The sequence below is a fragment of the Lentibacillus daqui genome (assembly GCF_027186265.1).
Taxonomy (GTDB): Bacteria; Bacillota; Bacilli; order Bacillales; family Amphibacillaceae; genus Lentibacillus_C; species Lentibacillus_C daqui.
In genome coordinates this window covers 3,021,163-3,035,119 of sequence record NZ_CP114176.1, presented here as the reverse complement: position 1 = coordinate 3,035,119, position 13,957 = coordinate 3,021,163, and the positions used below count along the sequence as shown (strand labels likewise).

Below are 13,957 nucleotides of genomic sequence, written 5' to 3'. Positions count from 1 at the left end.
GGATTAGTAGACATCCTAAGAAGATTGCTAACATAGAGATTATAATATTATAACATTATATTAACCAGGGAGGAGATTATATGGAAACTTCGACTTGTTCGATTACGAATAGAAATGAGGAGAAGGAAATATTCTTTTATTTTAACGGAAAAATGTTAAAAGCGAGACAGGGGCAAACAATTGCAGCCGCCCTAATGGCAAATGGTATAAAAAAATTCGGAATCAGTCGGAAGCTGCAGCAGCCAAGGGGGTTGTTTTGTGCCAATGGCAGGTGCTGTAGCTGCTTTGTTTCGGTCAATGATTTAGATCACGTCCTTAGTTGTATGACGTTGATAGAAGAAGGAGCAGTCATTCACTCCAACGATGGGGATCCGGATGTAAGGAGAGAATTATATGGAGACTGATTTACTAATCATAGGCGGAGGGCCGGCGGGATTACATGCTGCTTATGTCGCTGCCTTACACGGTAGCAAAACAGTTATTGTCGATGAATCATTTTCCTTGGGTGGGCAGCTAAGACAGCAAACACAACAAATCAATCATCTTCCTGATCCACTTGAAAGTCAGACGGGGATAGCGCTGGCAGAGACTTTAACAAAAAGACTCGGAAATTTGGATGTCACTATTTTATTAAAACACACCATGATTGGAGCGTATAAAGACGGAAGAGTGGGTGTATCCAATGGAGAAAACACGATTCCCATAGCTGCCAAAAAAGTGCTTGTCACAACCGGTGCAGCGGAGGAAGCATTTGCTTTTCCGGGATGGACATTGCCAGGTGTCATGACGGTCGGTGCCGCGCAAATATTAATGAACCGTGAACATGTCAAACCCGGAAAAAATGCGATTGTCATCGGTTCCAATGATTTTGCTTTGGAAGTAGCAAAACAACTTGTTGAAAATGGTGTGTTTTTACAAGGAATTGTAGAAGAAAAGGATCGGTTGAAGGCGAGTAACAAAGAAACGGTACAATTTCTTGAAACAGCTGGTGTACCCATTTATTTAAATAGCTCCATCATCCAAGCATCTGGTAATGGAGAAGTAGAGAAGGTTATCATCAGCCACCAAGAAGCAAACAAAGAAATGGACATTGACCTGGTTTGTATTGGAAAAGGGGTAACACCAATTTTAGAGCCATTGGAAATATTGGACTGCGATTTCACCTATGAACAGGACTTGGGAGGCTGGGTGCCGAAATATCATTTAACAATGGAAACAAGTCAATCATCTGTTTATGTGGCAGGTAATGCAGCTGGGATAACCGATATGGGTGCGATTCTATTAACAGCTGAAATTGCATCTGTCGGTGTGATCGAGTCATTGGGTGGATTAGACAAGGAAGCAGCAGTCTCGAGGAGAGAACAACTTTGGCAGCAACTTTGTCATCTGGAATCTACAAGTACATGTCAAGCGAGAATTCATATGATAAAGGCATCTCAAGGTGAAATGGATACACAATTGGCACAGCTTTTTGATATGTCTGAGGGAGGGATTTAAATGGATGATTCAACCATTATTTGTAAATGTGAGGAAATCAATGTCGCGGAAATTGAACAGGCCATTCAATCTGGTGCGCATACCTTTGATGATATTAAACGACTAACTAGATGTGGAATGGGACCGTGCCAGGCAAAAGTGTGTTCCAATTTGGTCCGACAAGTCCTTCGTGAATCACTACATAAACCTATGGGGGAAATCAGTTTACCAAGAATGCGAATGCCGTTAAAGCCGACAAGAATTGCTGCTTTAGCTGGTCAAGAGGATTCTTCGAGTGTCATTTCCTTATTTGACGAAACGGCTCCAAAAGCAGGTGATGAGGAATCATGACAAACAAATATGATGTTGTTGTCATTGGAAGCGGTGTAGTAGGCAGCAGTATTGCATACCATTTATCAGAGAAGAAAGATAAGGAGATATTGGTTCTTGACCAATCTTATCCATTATCCGGAACATCAGGATCTACACAGGCATGGGTTTGGGTCCATAATAAAACACCGGCATGGTATGGAGAATTGAGTATGTTAAGTGCAGAGTTATATCCCTTTTTGGAGAGAAAAATTGGCGATGTGGAATATAAGCGTACAGGCGGAATTGCTCCATTTTTTAATGAAGCGGATCGGGAAAGTGCACGACGGCTTGCGGAAAAACAAGCAGAGGTCGGAATAGATATTGACGTATTGACACGTGAACAAGTACTGGAGAAAGAACCTGCTTTGTCCGCAAATATTGCCGGAGCAACCTTTAGTAAAATTGATGGGAATGTAAATCCATTTCGTCTAGTTGAGTTATATATAAAAGCGGCAAAAAAGAATCATGTTCAGTTTTCTTTTTACAACCCTGTTATGGATATAAAGCGAAACAATGGGATGTTTGAAATAACCACCGAAAAAGATGTTTTTATTGCAAAGCAAATCGTTTTAGCAACCGGACCGTGGACAAGGGAGGTTGGCAAACTATTAGGAGTGGATATACCGGTAAAACAGGTTCGGGGTCAAATACTGGTTACAGAACCATTGGCACCCTTAATCAAATATACCATTGCCGGGATGCGCCAGGCCGATAATGGTGAAATATTGATTGGCTATTCCAAAGAAGAAGTTGGCTATGACAGGAGGACAACATTAGACGTCATCCAGGATACGGCAAAAATGGCTGTTGATTATATACCGGCCCTGGCAAAAGCAAACATTGTCCGCTGTTTTGCAGGCGTCCGTGTGATTCCCAATGATGGCTATCCTATAGTGGGTCCGATCCCGACCATCGATAACGCTTATATTGCGGTGATGCATAGTGGGATTACCTTGTCACCTCTTGTTGGAACATTGATGACAGAACTTCTGACAGATGGGGAAACATCCATTGACTTAAAAAATTTGCAGCTTGATCGTTTTAATGAATTTAAATCATTTGTATAACAGATGAAACAGCATGATTTTCTACAGCTTTGACAAATAAAAATCAAAAATTAAGGAGGCAAAAAATGAACGCAACGTTAGTCATTTTGTTAAGCTCGATTGTGGTCTTATCAGGTGCAGCGATTTTTTCTCTTTGGATCGGAAGGAGAACGAAAAGCAATGAAAATTGGGCAGTTGGGGGGAGGTCATTACCGATATATGTTGTAGCAGGAACCCAATTTGCTACTGGTGTTGGGGGTGGGGTGTTAGTCGCCCATATAGGAATCGGTTATAGTGCTGGCTGGTCAGCCGTAACCTATAATATCTTGTATTCTATCGGTATTATCATCCTGGTGCTCTTGGCTAATTGGTTAAAAGAACAAAAATTCACTACGATGCCGGAAATTTTCAAAAAGTTATATGGCGAGCATACAATCATGATGAGCATTGTTACTTTCCTGGCCGTTGTTGTGCCATTTGGGTGGTTGTGCACACAATTAGTTGCTTTTGGAAGCTTGTTTGCGGAAATCACGGGTATCAATTTCACATTGTTGATCGTATTCTTTGCAGCGATCAGTTTGTTGTTTGTGCTACCTGGTGGACTATCTTCTGTTGCCTGGACGGATTTTATATTTGGTTGTGTTATGCTTGTGATGACAGTGGTAAGTGGATTTTATATGCTTGATCTTGCTGGCGGCTGGTCTGAAATTACCTCGAAAGTACCGGGAAATATGGTGAATTTCCCAGAAGGACTTGGTGCTGTCGGAACAACAACAATCATTTTTTGGATACTCGCAATATTCCCCGGTGCATTGACCAACCAAATGTCTTATCAGCGGATCTACGCGGCTAGTAGTCCCAGTGTCGCCAAGAAAGGATTCATTATTGCCGCAATCGTAGGGGTGGTCAGTGGTATTTGGGCATCATTTATGGGAATTGCTGTTTATTCGATGAATCCAGATTTAAGTGATCCGGAAATGGCTTCGGGGTGGTTCCTGACCCAGATCCCACTTTGGTTTATGGCACTTTATGGGGCATTTATTATCGCAACCATTATGTCAACGGTGAGTAGTGCTGTGCAATCTGTTGTAGTGAACCTGACTACTGATATCTATCAGTCTTACATTAATCCCAATGCAAGCGATCGCAAGTTATTGGTGCTATCACGGCTACTGTCGGTTGCTGTCGTTATTTTGGCAGTTTTATTAGCATTATACTATCCAAAAGCATTAGGTTGGCTTGTTGCAACATATGCTTATTCTGCCTCAGGTTTGTTAGTACCGATTTTTGGCGGGTTCCTTTTAAGAAAAACCAATCGATTGCGTGCGAAAAGTGCGATAGTAAGCATGTTTTTGGGGGTCTTGTGTTCAGCAATTGCACAAGTGGTTGATACAGATGTGCCTTATGTCGCTTTCGGTATAGCGGGTTCTTTAGTCGGTTTTATTCTATTCACTTATGTATTTCCTAATAAAGATAAGCTGGAACGTTCTGTTGAAGAAAAAGAGGTACAAATTTAATAGTCTGAATAAAATGAAAACGGGGTGTGTATGATGGATGCAGATGTAGCGGTAATTGGTGTAGGTGCAATGGGGAGCATGGCACTTTGGCAGCTTGCTAACAGAGGTGTGTCTGTTCTGGGATTTGAACAATTTGGCATTGGCAATGATCGTTCAGCAGCTGGAGGCGAATCACGGCTGTTTCGAACGGCATACATGGAGGGCAAGCAATATGTTCCGTTATTACAAGAAGCCAGACGACTATGGAGACAATTAGAGCAGGAAACGGGAAATACGTTGTTAACGCTGAATGGTGGTTTAATGATTGGCGATCCAAATACAGATGCGCTAAAAAATGTATTACAATCGATTGAGGCATTTCAATTAGAACATGAAATCATTCAGGGAGAAGAAGCGACGAAAAGATACCCGCAATATAGGTTGTTTCCAGAGGAAGTGATGATCCTGGATAAAAAAGCTGGATTCATCAGACCGGAATTAGCCGTTATTTCAGCCACCCGTCAAGCCGAAGCAAACGGGGCAGTCATTCACAGATATGCAAAAGTGGAGGAAATTATTCCAGATAACGCTGGGGTTACGGTTGTGGCTAATGGTCAGTCATACCGTGTCGGAAAGGTATTAGTAACCACCGGAGCCTGGACCAAAAAATTGATGCCGAAATGGAACACAAAAATAGAGGCAAGACGTCTCGTATTAACGTGGTTTCCCGCTAAAAATATCGATCAATTTAAACCGGAAAATTTCCCGATTTTTGCTAGAATGAGAAAAGATTTTCGATTAACAGGTGCCCCAACACTGGATGGGACAATGGTCAAGGCTTCGAACACCAAGAATCCAGCCAATGTGCCAGATCCGGGTCAATTGGATCGAGATGTTTCACTGGATGAATTAAAAGAAGTTAGTGAATACGTGAAGGAACTAATACCGGGTCTTATTCCTGACCCCGTGCGAGCAAGTGTCTATATGGATGGTTACACAGTGGATGATCATTCGGTCATAGGAGAAGTGCCGGGGATGAATCATACGTTTTTAGTGAGCGGTTTTTCAGGGCATGGTTTTAAGATGTCTCCTGTTATTGGCTCGATTGCTGCTGATCTTGTGATTGATGGGAAAACAGAGCATGGAATTGAGCATTTGGATTTGGGGAGGAATTTGGTTTATTGAGCGTTACTAAATCCAGGAATACCTATGAACTTTGAAGGAGTGGTTAAACAGGTTTAAAAAAGCAGTGGACTTCCAACAAGAAGTTCACTGCTTTTTTTTTAGATTAATGCGCACCTTCCACATCATCCACATGCTTAATATGCTTATAATTACATACAATAACCAACACAGATAAAAATACAAACACAGAACCAACAATAAATGGTACATGTGGATTGAAAATCTCGGAAAGTTTTCCTGCTAAAAACGGAGCAACCGCACCACCCAAAAAACGCAGGAAGCTGTATGCGGCTGATGCAGTTGAACGCTCTACATCCGTTGCATTCATAACAGCTGTTGTGATCAATGTGTTATTGTTTCCCAACAAAGCACCAGCGATGATGACACATGCGATTAACAGCCATTGCGTCGATGTGAATATTCCCATTACCGCAAGCAAAACACCGAAAAGTAGAAGCACGAGGGACAATGATTTGACTGTACCGACATGCTGTTCCAATTTTGGCGCCGTGAATACAGAGGTGATCGCCAATAAAATACCCCATCCCAGGAATACAAAGCCTAATCCATGTTCATCCAATCCAAGGACGAATGGGGCATATGCCAATAATGTGAAAAAGCCAAAGTTATATAATGCAGCCGATGTGCCAAATACGAGCAATGAACGATGTTTCAAGGCTCGAAACGGATCAGCAAGCGATGTTTTTTTAGCCGGCCCCTTAGATGTTGCTGGTTGCGTTTTGGGCATCACGGTTATCAAAAAAATGAAGGCAAACACCATCAAAACAGCTACACCGAAAAATGGCCCGCGCCAGGACATCGCACCAAGCCAGCCCCCTAGTAACGGCCCAATCGAAATGCCAAGTCCAATAGCGGCTTCATACAAAATGACCGCTTTAGCATTTCCACTGTTTGATAGAGTGGTAATAGCTGTTAATGCCGTTGCGACAAACAAGGCATTGCCAAGTCCCCAGCCACCACGCATTCCGATGACTTCCCAAACACCGCTTGAAGCTCTGCCAAGTGCAGAGAACAGCGCAATAATTACAATACCCAGAAGTAGTGTACGCTTCATGCCAATACGCGATGTCAGGCTGCCCGTAACAAGCATAGCCACCGCCATCACGGCATTATAGCTGGTAAATAACAAGGTGACTTGACTGGTTGATGCATCAAGCTGTGTGGCAATAGCGGGCAGAATCGGATCCACAAGACCAAGCCCCATAAAGGCGATAATACAAGAAAAGAATACAGCCCAAACCGCTTTTGGCTGTTTTAAAAGACTAGGATCATCCTGGATACCGATATCCGGGAACTTTTCCAACGTTGCTTGTTGTGTTGCTGTTGACATAAATCATACTCCTTATGTTAAATTAAAAGTGACAAAATTGATTGTAACATACAACTAAATAATTGTATAGTGCAATTAGTTTAGAAATTTGTAAGGTGTGTAATTTCCATTGTGTGAATTTTGAAAGGGAAGTATTGAACGATGCTTGATGACTGGAGAAGCAGGAATTGACGGAGGGGAAACCATATGAGATTGGAAGAAAGCGACAGGAAGTTGGGATGGAACAACATACTTTTCGGAAGAGAACAACATCAATTGGGAAAACAATCTGTCCACTAACTAGATACCTGGAGTTACACGACATAAACACTTGCGAAACATCTCCAATCTGGGTATCATGGGCTAAGGGGTGTGTCCATGGACGAAAAAACATTTAACATTATTCAGCGGGAGATTGCAACTTTTGTTCACCGGATTGTTTTATCGGAAAAACGTAATAACGAGTTGGATCGATCGACATATATATTACTTGGTTTATTACAAGAGCGGGGACCATCCAGTGTTAAGACATTAGCGGATGATTTGAAATTGGATGTTTCCACTGTTAGCAGGCAAGCTGCGGGAATGGAAAAAAAGGGACTTGTCACCAAATTGCCCAATCCGTCTGATGGCAGATCTTATTTTTACCAAATTAGTGATCAAGGTTCCATTGCTTTGGTTGAAAATCAGAAAACGAGATCAGACCACATCAGCAAGGTGCTTGAAGGTTGGTCTGACGAAGAAAGCGCTGCATTTGGAGAACTGCTGAAAAAATATAATAAAACGGTAGAAAAACTGTGATGATTTTTGCCAGGTCAATGGCGCCATCACGGTTTTTTTATAAATAATCAAATGTGGCCGTTGACTTTGTAAAAGCATCATGAATAGGCTGGTAATTTGTTATATAATAATCTTACAAGGACAGGGTACGGAAGGTGGAAAAAATGTCAGGTATTTGCTGCACCAATTGATGTTTATCTATTCCAGAATACGAATAAGAAGTGGATTGATGAAAATGTTAGAAATTGGCTTATACCGAATTTAATCATAGTTTGTGATCCAAACAAGATCAAACGGAGCAAAATTGTGGGTGCTCCTGATTTGGTTGTTGAGATAATATCTCCACCTTCAGCAAAGATCGATCGTTTGGACAAAAGATTGGCATACCAACATGCTGGAGTCTTGGAATATTGGATTATTGATCCCGCTAATCAGCTTGTTGAAGTCTATCTCCTAAAAGGACGTTCATTGGAGCTTGATAACGTATATAATAGAGAGGATTCCATTTCCGTGCATGTTTTGGATAACCTGATGATTGATTTGAGGATGATTTTTCCTGAACGGGAAGAATAGGGTTTACGCCTTGTTTGGATTTTTAAAGTGAAACAGTGATAAAGGTTTTCCAAATAGAAACAAAAGCTTACCTATTGACAAAACGTTTTTCTTTACTAAAATATAGATTATATGTGGCTCCAATCGTATAAGGAGCGGGGCGGGCGAGGGAAAACTGAATAGAAGGAATAAACATGAAGGGAGACCTGTTTCAATTAAAGCAACATGAGACAAGTGTAAAACAGGAAGTAACAGCTGGGTTAATTGGCTTTTTCACCATTGTTTATATTATTGCCGTTAATTCGCTGATATTATCGGAGGCGGGCATTCCATTGAAAGGGGCGATGTTGGCTACCATTCTCACCTCTTTTACCGGATGTTTAATCATGGGTTTATGGGCCAATGCACCGATCCTAGTCGTTCCTGGAATGGGAATTAATGCCATGTTTACCTATACACTTGTCGAATCTATGGGGCTTTCCTGGCAAGAAGCACTGGGAGTAACCGTCATCTCCGGTCTGATTTTTATATTAATCTCATTTTCTTCATTGACCACAGTGATTAGTGATGCGATACCGGATGCATTGAAAGAGGCAATTAATATTGGGATCGGATTTTTTCTAATGTTTATTGGTCTCGAAAATGGCCGTCTCATTGAACGGGGCAGCACATCCATCATTGCCCTGGGTGACTTTAGCGATCCTCAAGTGTTGGCGACTATATTAACTTTAGTCATTGCTTTGGTTTTGTTCATTCGGAATGTGAAGGGAAACTTTCTTTGGACTATTTTTGTTGGCATCATTATTGCAGCCTTGTTTGGGATTATACCTTCGGGGTCGAATGGGTCCTTTTCACTGCGGGGCTATCGTGAAGTATTTGGATCTTTTTCATTGGCGAATTGGGCATCATTACCATTTCTCATTGCCGTTTTTTCGATAACGATGGTTGTGATGTTCGAGAATATTGGTACCATTTCGGGGCATTTGGCTTTGGCTAAGCAACCACGGAAATTTAAAAAGGCATTTCAAGCAAATGGTATTTCTGTCATGCTTTCGGGTATTTTCGGAACCAGTCCAACAGTATCAACTGCTGAATCTACTGCAGCCATTGCAGCGGGAGGACGGACAGGGCTAACGACAATCACTACAGGTATTTTATTTTTAGTCACTACTTTTTTCATTCCATACATTCATATGGTTCCTGCTAATGCGATTGCACCGATTTTAATCATTATAGGTGGTTTAATGGTGCAAAATATCAGGCATTTGGATTTTAGTGATTTAACAGAAGCCTTTCCTGCAATTTTTATTATGATCATGATCCCGTTCACGTATAGCATTGCAGATGGTATTGCCATTGGATTCATTATGTATACAGTTTTAAAATTCGCAACAGGTCACGCAAGGAAAGTTTCATCCGCGTTCTATATCATTGCTGGTTTATTTTTGTTGAATTTTATATTTCAATTTACTTGATAAGAATAAGTCTCCGGAATTTCGGAGGCTTTTTATCATGGAGTATTCATAAAAATATAAGCTAAAAAACTTTCTAATGTAAGATACTTGAAAAAAACAACTACCGGGTATAATATAAAAAAATAATGAAAGTGTAATTCTACATTCAACATATCGTTGGTGAATACATTTGTTTGTGGAAATAGGGGATAGTAAGGATTCTTAAAGAGGATGTTCAAAAAGTCCGGTAAAAATGACACGTCGAATTTCGTCGTTGGCTTGCTTTTCCGCTCCTCATGTACCTTTTATGTACACTCCGGTGCTCAAAGCTACGCCGCCTAGAACTTCTCGGTCCTTTTTATCCTCCTTTTTGAACACGCACTTAAAGGAATCATATTTTTTTGGTGAATTGTTTCCCTTGGTAAACTTACTTAACTAACGGCATGTTTTTAAAAGGTGACTAACATGGATAAAACGCGTAATTCGTCTAATGAACATGGATGGTTAAAACACAGTTCCAATATAAGTTTGGAAGAAGTTAATAATTCTGTTTCTATTCCCGAAAATGCTGGCTTTTGGCGCAAATTCTTGGCGTTTGCCGGTCCGGGGTCATTGGTGGCTGTCGGGTATGTTGATCCGGGGAACTGGGCAACTTCTATTGCCGGGGGAACCCGATTTGGCTATACACTATTATCGATTATCTTAATTTCCAATTTAATGGCGATGTTACTGCAAACGCTGGCTGCAAAACTTGGCATTGTAACTGGACGTGACTTGGCCCAGGCGACACGTGATGCAACCGGCAAGAAAACAGCAACCATTCTTTGGCTGTTAACCGAACTTGCGATTATTGCCACAGATCTGGCGGAGGTAATCGGGTCGGCCATTGCTTTGAATTTATTGTTTGGTATTCCACTATTATGGGGCATTTTGATTACCACACTGGATGTTTTATTGCTTCTGTTACTGCAGCGAAAAGGGTTCCGGATTATTGAATCAATAGTTGCTGTACTAATGGCCACCATCTTTTTTATCTTTGTATTTGAAGTGATTGCATCCAAGCCGGAAATCTCGGCATTACTTGGAGGTTATATTCCAAAACCCGAGATTGTGGTGAATCCTAATATGCTGTTTATTTCACTCGGTATCTTGGGTGCAACAGTGATGCCGCATAACCTTTACCTGCATTCATCGATTGTGCAAACGAGACAATATAAACGAACCGAAAAAGGAAGGAAAGAAGCCATTAAATTTTCCGTAGCCGATGCGATTTTTTCTTTGACGATTGCCTTTTTAATTAACTCGGCTATCCTTATTCTCGGCGCATCAGCCTTTCACGGAACCGGGATTCAGGTTTCAGAAATCGAGGAGGCTTATAAGCTGTTAAGTCCAACAGTTGGTATCGGGATTGCCAGTACATTATTCGCTGTTGCTTTGTTGGCATCAGGGCAAAACTCCACGATTACCGGAACACTGTCCGGGCAAATTGTCATGGAAGGTTTTGTTCATATGCGGATCTCGCCATGGCTGCGTCGGGTGATTACCAGATTGATTGCGGTTGTTCCGGCCTTTGTCGTCACATGGATTGCCGGATCCCGCGGGACAGCGGATTTGCTGCTGTGGAGTCAGGTCGTCCTCAGCCTGCAGTTGCCATTTGCTGTTGTACCGCTTGTATTATTTACCAGCAGTAAAGAGAAAATGGGGCAATTTGCCAACAGCAACATGATAAAAACACTCGCCTGGATATGTACAGCAGTGATTATCGTACTGAATGTATTCCTCGTTGTTTATATTTTGTTAACAGGTCACGATTTAGGATAGCGCAGGCTAGGTTGAACAGGAAACTTGATCGAGAATACAAAGAAATCGATCGAGTTTGGAGCAAAGTCGATCGAGAACGAGGAAAACCGATCGAACCGGGCATAAAATCGATCGTGAGCACAGGAAAATCGCTCGAGCATGGAGCAAAACCGCTCAAGCTGGAAACGAAATCAATTTTGAACATAAGGAATTCAGTCGAACGGTCCTTGATGGTGGAGAAGCCCTCTGTTTCTGTTCCCTGGTATATATGACAAGGAACAGGAACTAGCAAATCCAAATAAAACAAATCAAGCCTTCACTTTCCTTATGTTCTCACTGCGAGGAAAGTGGAGGCTTATTTTTCTTTCATGGAAATTTTACAGCATGAGGTAGTTTTTATTGCTGTAAGGTCAAGTTACGAAGTTTTTTTTCGTGCTGGAGAACCTTAGTTGATAAGAGATCGGTTGTGTCCTGGTTTTCGGTCAAATCAACCCTTATACCATCTACCTTTTTTTCTAGGTTCTCAAAGCGTTTATCGACTTGTTCAAAGCGTTTATCAACACGCTTAAACCCGTCATCCATTTTCTTTTCCAAATTTGTTTTCATCTGATCCATTTGTTTTTCCAAATCTGACTTCATCTGATCCATTTTTTTGTCGATGTGTGCCGAGTGTAGTTCCAGAGCTTTTATGATTTCTTGAAATCCTGATTCTTCCATATTTATCACCACCTTCTATTAAATCTATTATATAAGATTAAACGGTTTTAGGAAAGGGTGAAAATTATCCGGGGGCATCCGCAAATGGATTGAGCCCCCGCTTTTTCAATGCTCCCGAAATAAACGGGATGCTTATCCTATTGCGCCTTTTCGTGAACAGCATGACTCTCCGTTTCCATGTCCACAGCATGACTCTCCGCTTCTTCCGTGTCCAACTGTTCCTTGGCAAGTTCCCGGCATACATGTGGGGCGGTCCAGAAAGTGGTCAGCATTAACAGGGATACCGGCACTGCCGTCACGACAATAAAGGATTGCAGCGAGTCAATACTATCCTCGCCGATGGTTAATAATACAGTTGCGACAAGACCCATAATCAGTGCCCAAAATACACGCATCGTTTTAGAAGGATCACCGTTTCCAGTAATTGCCATTGAAATCGTCAGTGAGATGGAATCAGTCGTGGTTAAGACAAAGACAATCGTTGCTAACAGGAATAAAAATCCTAGTATGGTTCCAAACGGCAATTGATCTGCAATAGCTATCATTGCTGCAGGTGGACCATCACTATTTAATGCTTCGGATATCGAACCGGGGTGTGTGATCTCTCCAAAAATTCCTGCTCCACCAACAACAGTGAACCAAAACGTTGTTATAATTGGGGCAATGACTGCGACTGCTGTAACGATTTCCCGGATGGTCCGCCCACGGGAGATCCGACTAACAAACATGGCCATCATCGGCCCATAGCCAATAAACCAGGCAAAGAAGAAGACCGTCCAGCTACCAAGCCATGCTTCATCACTGCGGAAGGTATTCAGTCGGAAAAAATTTTGTATATATAGACCGAATGACTCCAGATACGAATCAAAGATAAATAGTGCCGGACCTAATATCAGGACTGCTGCCATAAGAATGACTGCCAGAATAGCATTATAACTACTTAAAATTTGAATCCCTTTATGAATCCCGGTTGCTGCAGATACTCCGGCTGCCACTACGACTACAACAATGATTAACATTTGCATATAAATATTGTTAGGCATTCCAAACAAGGTACTCAATCCATAGCTTGCTTGCAACCCTAGAAATCCGATTGGCCCGATCGTTCCAGCAGCCACGGAAACAATGGAAAAGGCATCAACAAACGTTCCAAGTGCACTTTTTTGCATAATTTTTTCACCGAAAATTGGATAAAGCAATGCTCTTGGTTTTAAAGGTGCCCCGCGGTGATAGTGGGCGTACATCAAGACAAATGTGCCAAGGGTCCCAAGAATAGCCCAGGCAAGAAATCCCCAATCGACAAAACTGGAGGCCAACGCTGGGGAGACGGCTTCTTTACTACCAGCATCAATACCAGAGAAATGAGGTGGTACTGTTATAAAGTGACTCAATGGTTCAGCAGCAGCCCAAAATACGCCACCTGCTGCAAGTAATGTACATATAATCATAGAAATCCATTTAAAATAGCCGATTTCCGGCCGATCCAGTTTTCCCAATCGTATCCGTCCAAATTTTGAAAACCCCAAAAATAAGGCGATAAGAAATGTTCCCATCATCAGCACCTGGTATATGGATCCAAAATATTTCGCGGAAAAATCAAACAGATAGTTCACCAGATTCGTTACTAACTCTTGATTGATCCATGCCAGAATCACAAAAGCAAGCAAGGCACCTCCACTAACAAATAATACTGGTTTATCCATTGCTTGATCATGCTTACTTAATTTCTTCAAAAATTAATCCTCCTAG

13 protein-coding genes are annotated in these 13,957 nt (G+C 41.7%); 10 read left to right on the top strand and 3 right to left on the bottom strand.

What is annotated here, in order from left to right:
• Positions 1–80 precede the first annotated feature (80 nt).
• From O2S85_RS15340 to solA, 6 genes are all read left to right on the top strand, one after another.
• Positions 81–404 carry a (2Fe-2S)-binding protein gene (locus tag O2S85_RS15340; RefSeq protein ID WP_269410179.1) on the top strand — a complete coding sequence of 108 codons (324 nt, stop codon included), beginning with the start codon at positions 81–83 and terminating at the stop codon, positions 402–404.
• Positions 394–1,497: an NAD(P)/FAD-dependent oxidoreductase gene (locus O2S85_RS15335; RefSeq protein ID WP_269410178.1), complete on the top strand. Its 1,104-nt coding sequence runs from the start codon at positions 394–396 to the stop codon at positions 1,495–1,497. Before O2S85_RS15340 ends, O2S85_RS15335 begins: the two co-directional genes overlap by 11 nt.
• The gene (locus tag O2S85_RS15330; protein ID WP_269410177.1) at positions 1,498–1,827 is read left to right on the top strand and encodes a (2Fe-2S)-binding protein; all 330 of its coding nucleotides are present in this window, start codon (positions 1,498–1,500) and stop codon (positions 1,825–1,827) included.
• The gene (locus tag O2S85_RS15325) at positions 1,824–2,915 is read left to right on the top strand and encodes an NAD(P)/FAD-dependent oxidoreductase (RefSeq protein WP_269410176.1); all 1,092 of its coding nucleotides are present in this window, start codon (positions 1,824–1,826) and stop codon (positions 2,913–2,915) included. Before O2S85_RS15330 ends, O2S85_RS15325 begins: the two co-directional genes overlap by 4 nt.
• Positions 2,916–2,980: 65 nt before the next feature.
• Positions 2,981–4,411, top strand: coding sequence for a sodium:solute symporter family protein (locus O2S85_RS15320; RefSeq protein WP_269410175.1), 1,431 nt, complete (start codon positions 2,981–2,983; stop codon positions 4,409–4,411).
• Positions 4,412–4,441: 30 nt separating this feature from the next.
• A complete protein-coding gene (gene solA, locus O2S85_RS15315) occupies positions 4,442–5,575 on the top strand; it encodes an N-methyl-L-tryptophan oxidase (protein WP_269410174.1) in 1,134 nt (377 codons plus the stop codon).
• A 103-nt stretch (positions 5,576–5,678) separates the two neighbouring features.
• Here solA and O2S85_RS15310 read toward each other — a convergent pair whose 3' ends face one another.
• A complete protein-coding gene (locus tag O2S85_RS15310) occupies positions 5,679–6,926 on the bottom strand; it encodes an MFS transporter (RefSeq protein WP_269410173.1) in 1,248 nt (415 codons plus the stop codon).
• A 357-nt stretch (positions 6,927–7,283) separates the two neighbouring features.
• Here O2S85_RS15310 and O2S85_RS15305 point away from each other — a divergent pair, with 357 nt between their 5' ends.
• From O2S85_RS15305 to O2S85_RS15290, 4 genes are all read left to right on the top strand, one after another.
• Positions 7,284–7,706 (top strand): MarR family winged helix-turn-helix transcriptional regulator, encoded by a 423-nt coding sequence (locus tag O2S85_RS15305; protein WP_269410172.1) that lies wholly within the window; start codon positions 7,284–7,286, stop codon positions 7,704–7,706.
• 96 nt (positions 7,707–7,802) lie between these two features.
• On the top strand, positions 7,803–8,258 hold the full coding sequence (locus O2S85_RS15300) for a Uma2 family endonuclease (RefSeq protein WP_269410171.1): 456 nt from the start codon (positions 7,803–7,805) through the stop codon (positions 8,256–8,258).
• 173 nt (positions 8,259–8,431) lie between these two features.
• The gene (locus O2S85_RS15295; RefSeq protein ID WP_269410170.1) at positions 8,432–9,712 is read left to right on the top strand and encodes an NCS2 family permease; all 1,281 of its coding nucleotides are present in this window, start codon (positions 8,432–8,434) and stop codon (positions 9,710–9,712) included.
• Positions 9,713–10,156: 444 nt separating this feature from the next.
• On the top strand, positions 10,157–11,512 hold the full coding sequence (locus O2S85_RS15290; RefSeq protein ID WP_269410169.1) for an Nramp family divalent metal transporter: 1,356 nt from the start codon (positions 10,157–10,159) through the stop codon (positions 11,510–11,512).
• Between the two features lie 375 nt (positions 11,513–11,887).
• On the opposite strand, the gene O2S85_RS15285 is transcribed toward O2S85_RS15290, so the two are convergent.
• Positions 11,888–12,208: a hypothetical protein gene (locus tag O2S85_RS15285; protein WP_269410168.1), complete on the bottom strand. Its 321-nt coding sequence runs from the start codon at positions 12,206–12,208 to the stop codon at positions 11,888–11,890.
• 137 nt (positions 12,209–12,345) lie between these two features.
• Positions 12,346–13,911 (bottom strand): BCCT family transporter, encoded by a 1,566-nt coding sequence (locus O2S85_RS15280; protein WP_269412605.1) that lies wholly within the window; start codon positions 13,909–13,911, stop codon positions 12,346–12,348.
• Positions 13,912–13,957: the final 46 nt, after the last annotated feature.

Bases quoted from the DNA above. Each gene is read 5' to 3' on its own strand.
- O2S85_RS15340 (WP_269410179.1), top strand. From the start codon at position 81: ATGGAAACTTCGACTTGTTCGATTACGAATAGAAATGAGGAGAAGGAA.
- O2S85_RS15335 (WP_269410178.1), top strand. From the start codon at position 394: ATGGAGACTGATTTACTAATCATAGGCGGAGGGCCGGCGGGATTACAT.
- O2S85_RS15330 (WP_269410177.1), top strand. From the start codon at position 1,498: ATGGATGATTCAACCATTATTTGTAAATGTGAGGAAATCAATGTCGCG.
- O2S85_RS15325 (WP_269410176.1), top strand. From the start codon at position 1,824: ATGACAAACAAATATGATGTTGTTGTCATTGGAAGCGGTGTAGTAGGC.
- O2S85_RS15320 (WP_269410175.1), top strand. From the start codon at position 2,981: ATGAACGCAACGTTAGTCATTTTGTTAAGCTCGATTGTGGTCTTATCA.
- solA (WP_269410174.1), top strand. From the start codon at position 4,442: ATGATGGATGCAGATGTAGCGGTAATTGGTGTAGGTGCAATGGGGAGC.
- O2S85_RS15310 (WP_269410173.1), bottom strand. From the start codon at position 6,926: ATGTCAACAGCAACACAACAAGCAACGTTGGAAAAGTTCCCGGATATC.
- O2S85_RS15305 (WP_269410172.1), top strand. From the start codon at position 7,284: ATGGACGAAAAAACATTTAACATTATTCAGCGGGAGATTGCAACTTTT.
- O2S85_RS15295 (WP_269410170.1), top strand. From the start codon at position 8,432: ATGAAGGGAGACCTGTTTCAATTAAAGCAACATGAGACAAGTGTAAAA.
- O2S85_RS15290 (WP_269410169.1), top strand. From the start codon at position 10,157: ATGGATAAAACGCGTAATTCGTCTAATGAACATGGATGGTTAAAACAC.
- O2S85_RS15285 (WP_269410168.1), bottom strand. From the start codon at position 12,208: ATGGAAGAATCAGGATTTCAAGAAATCATAAAAGCTCTGGAACTACAC.
- O2S85_RS15280 (WP_269412605.1), bottom strand. From the start codon at position 13,911: ATGGATAAACCAGTATTATTTGTTAGTGGAGGTGCCTTGCTTGCTTTT.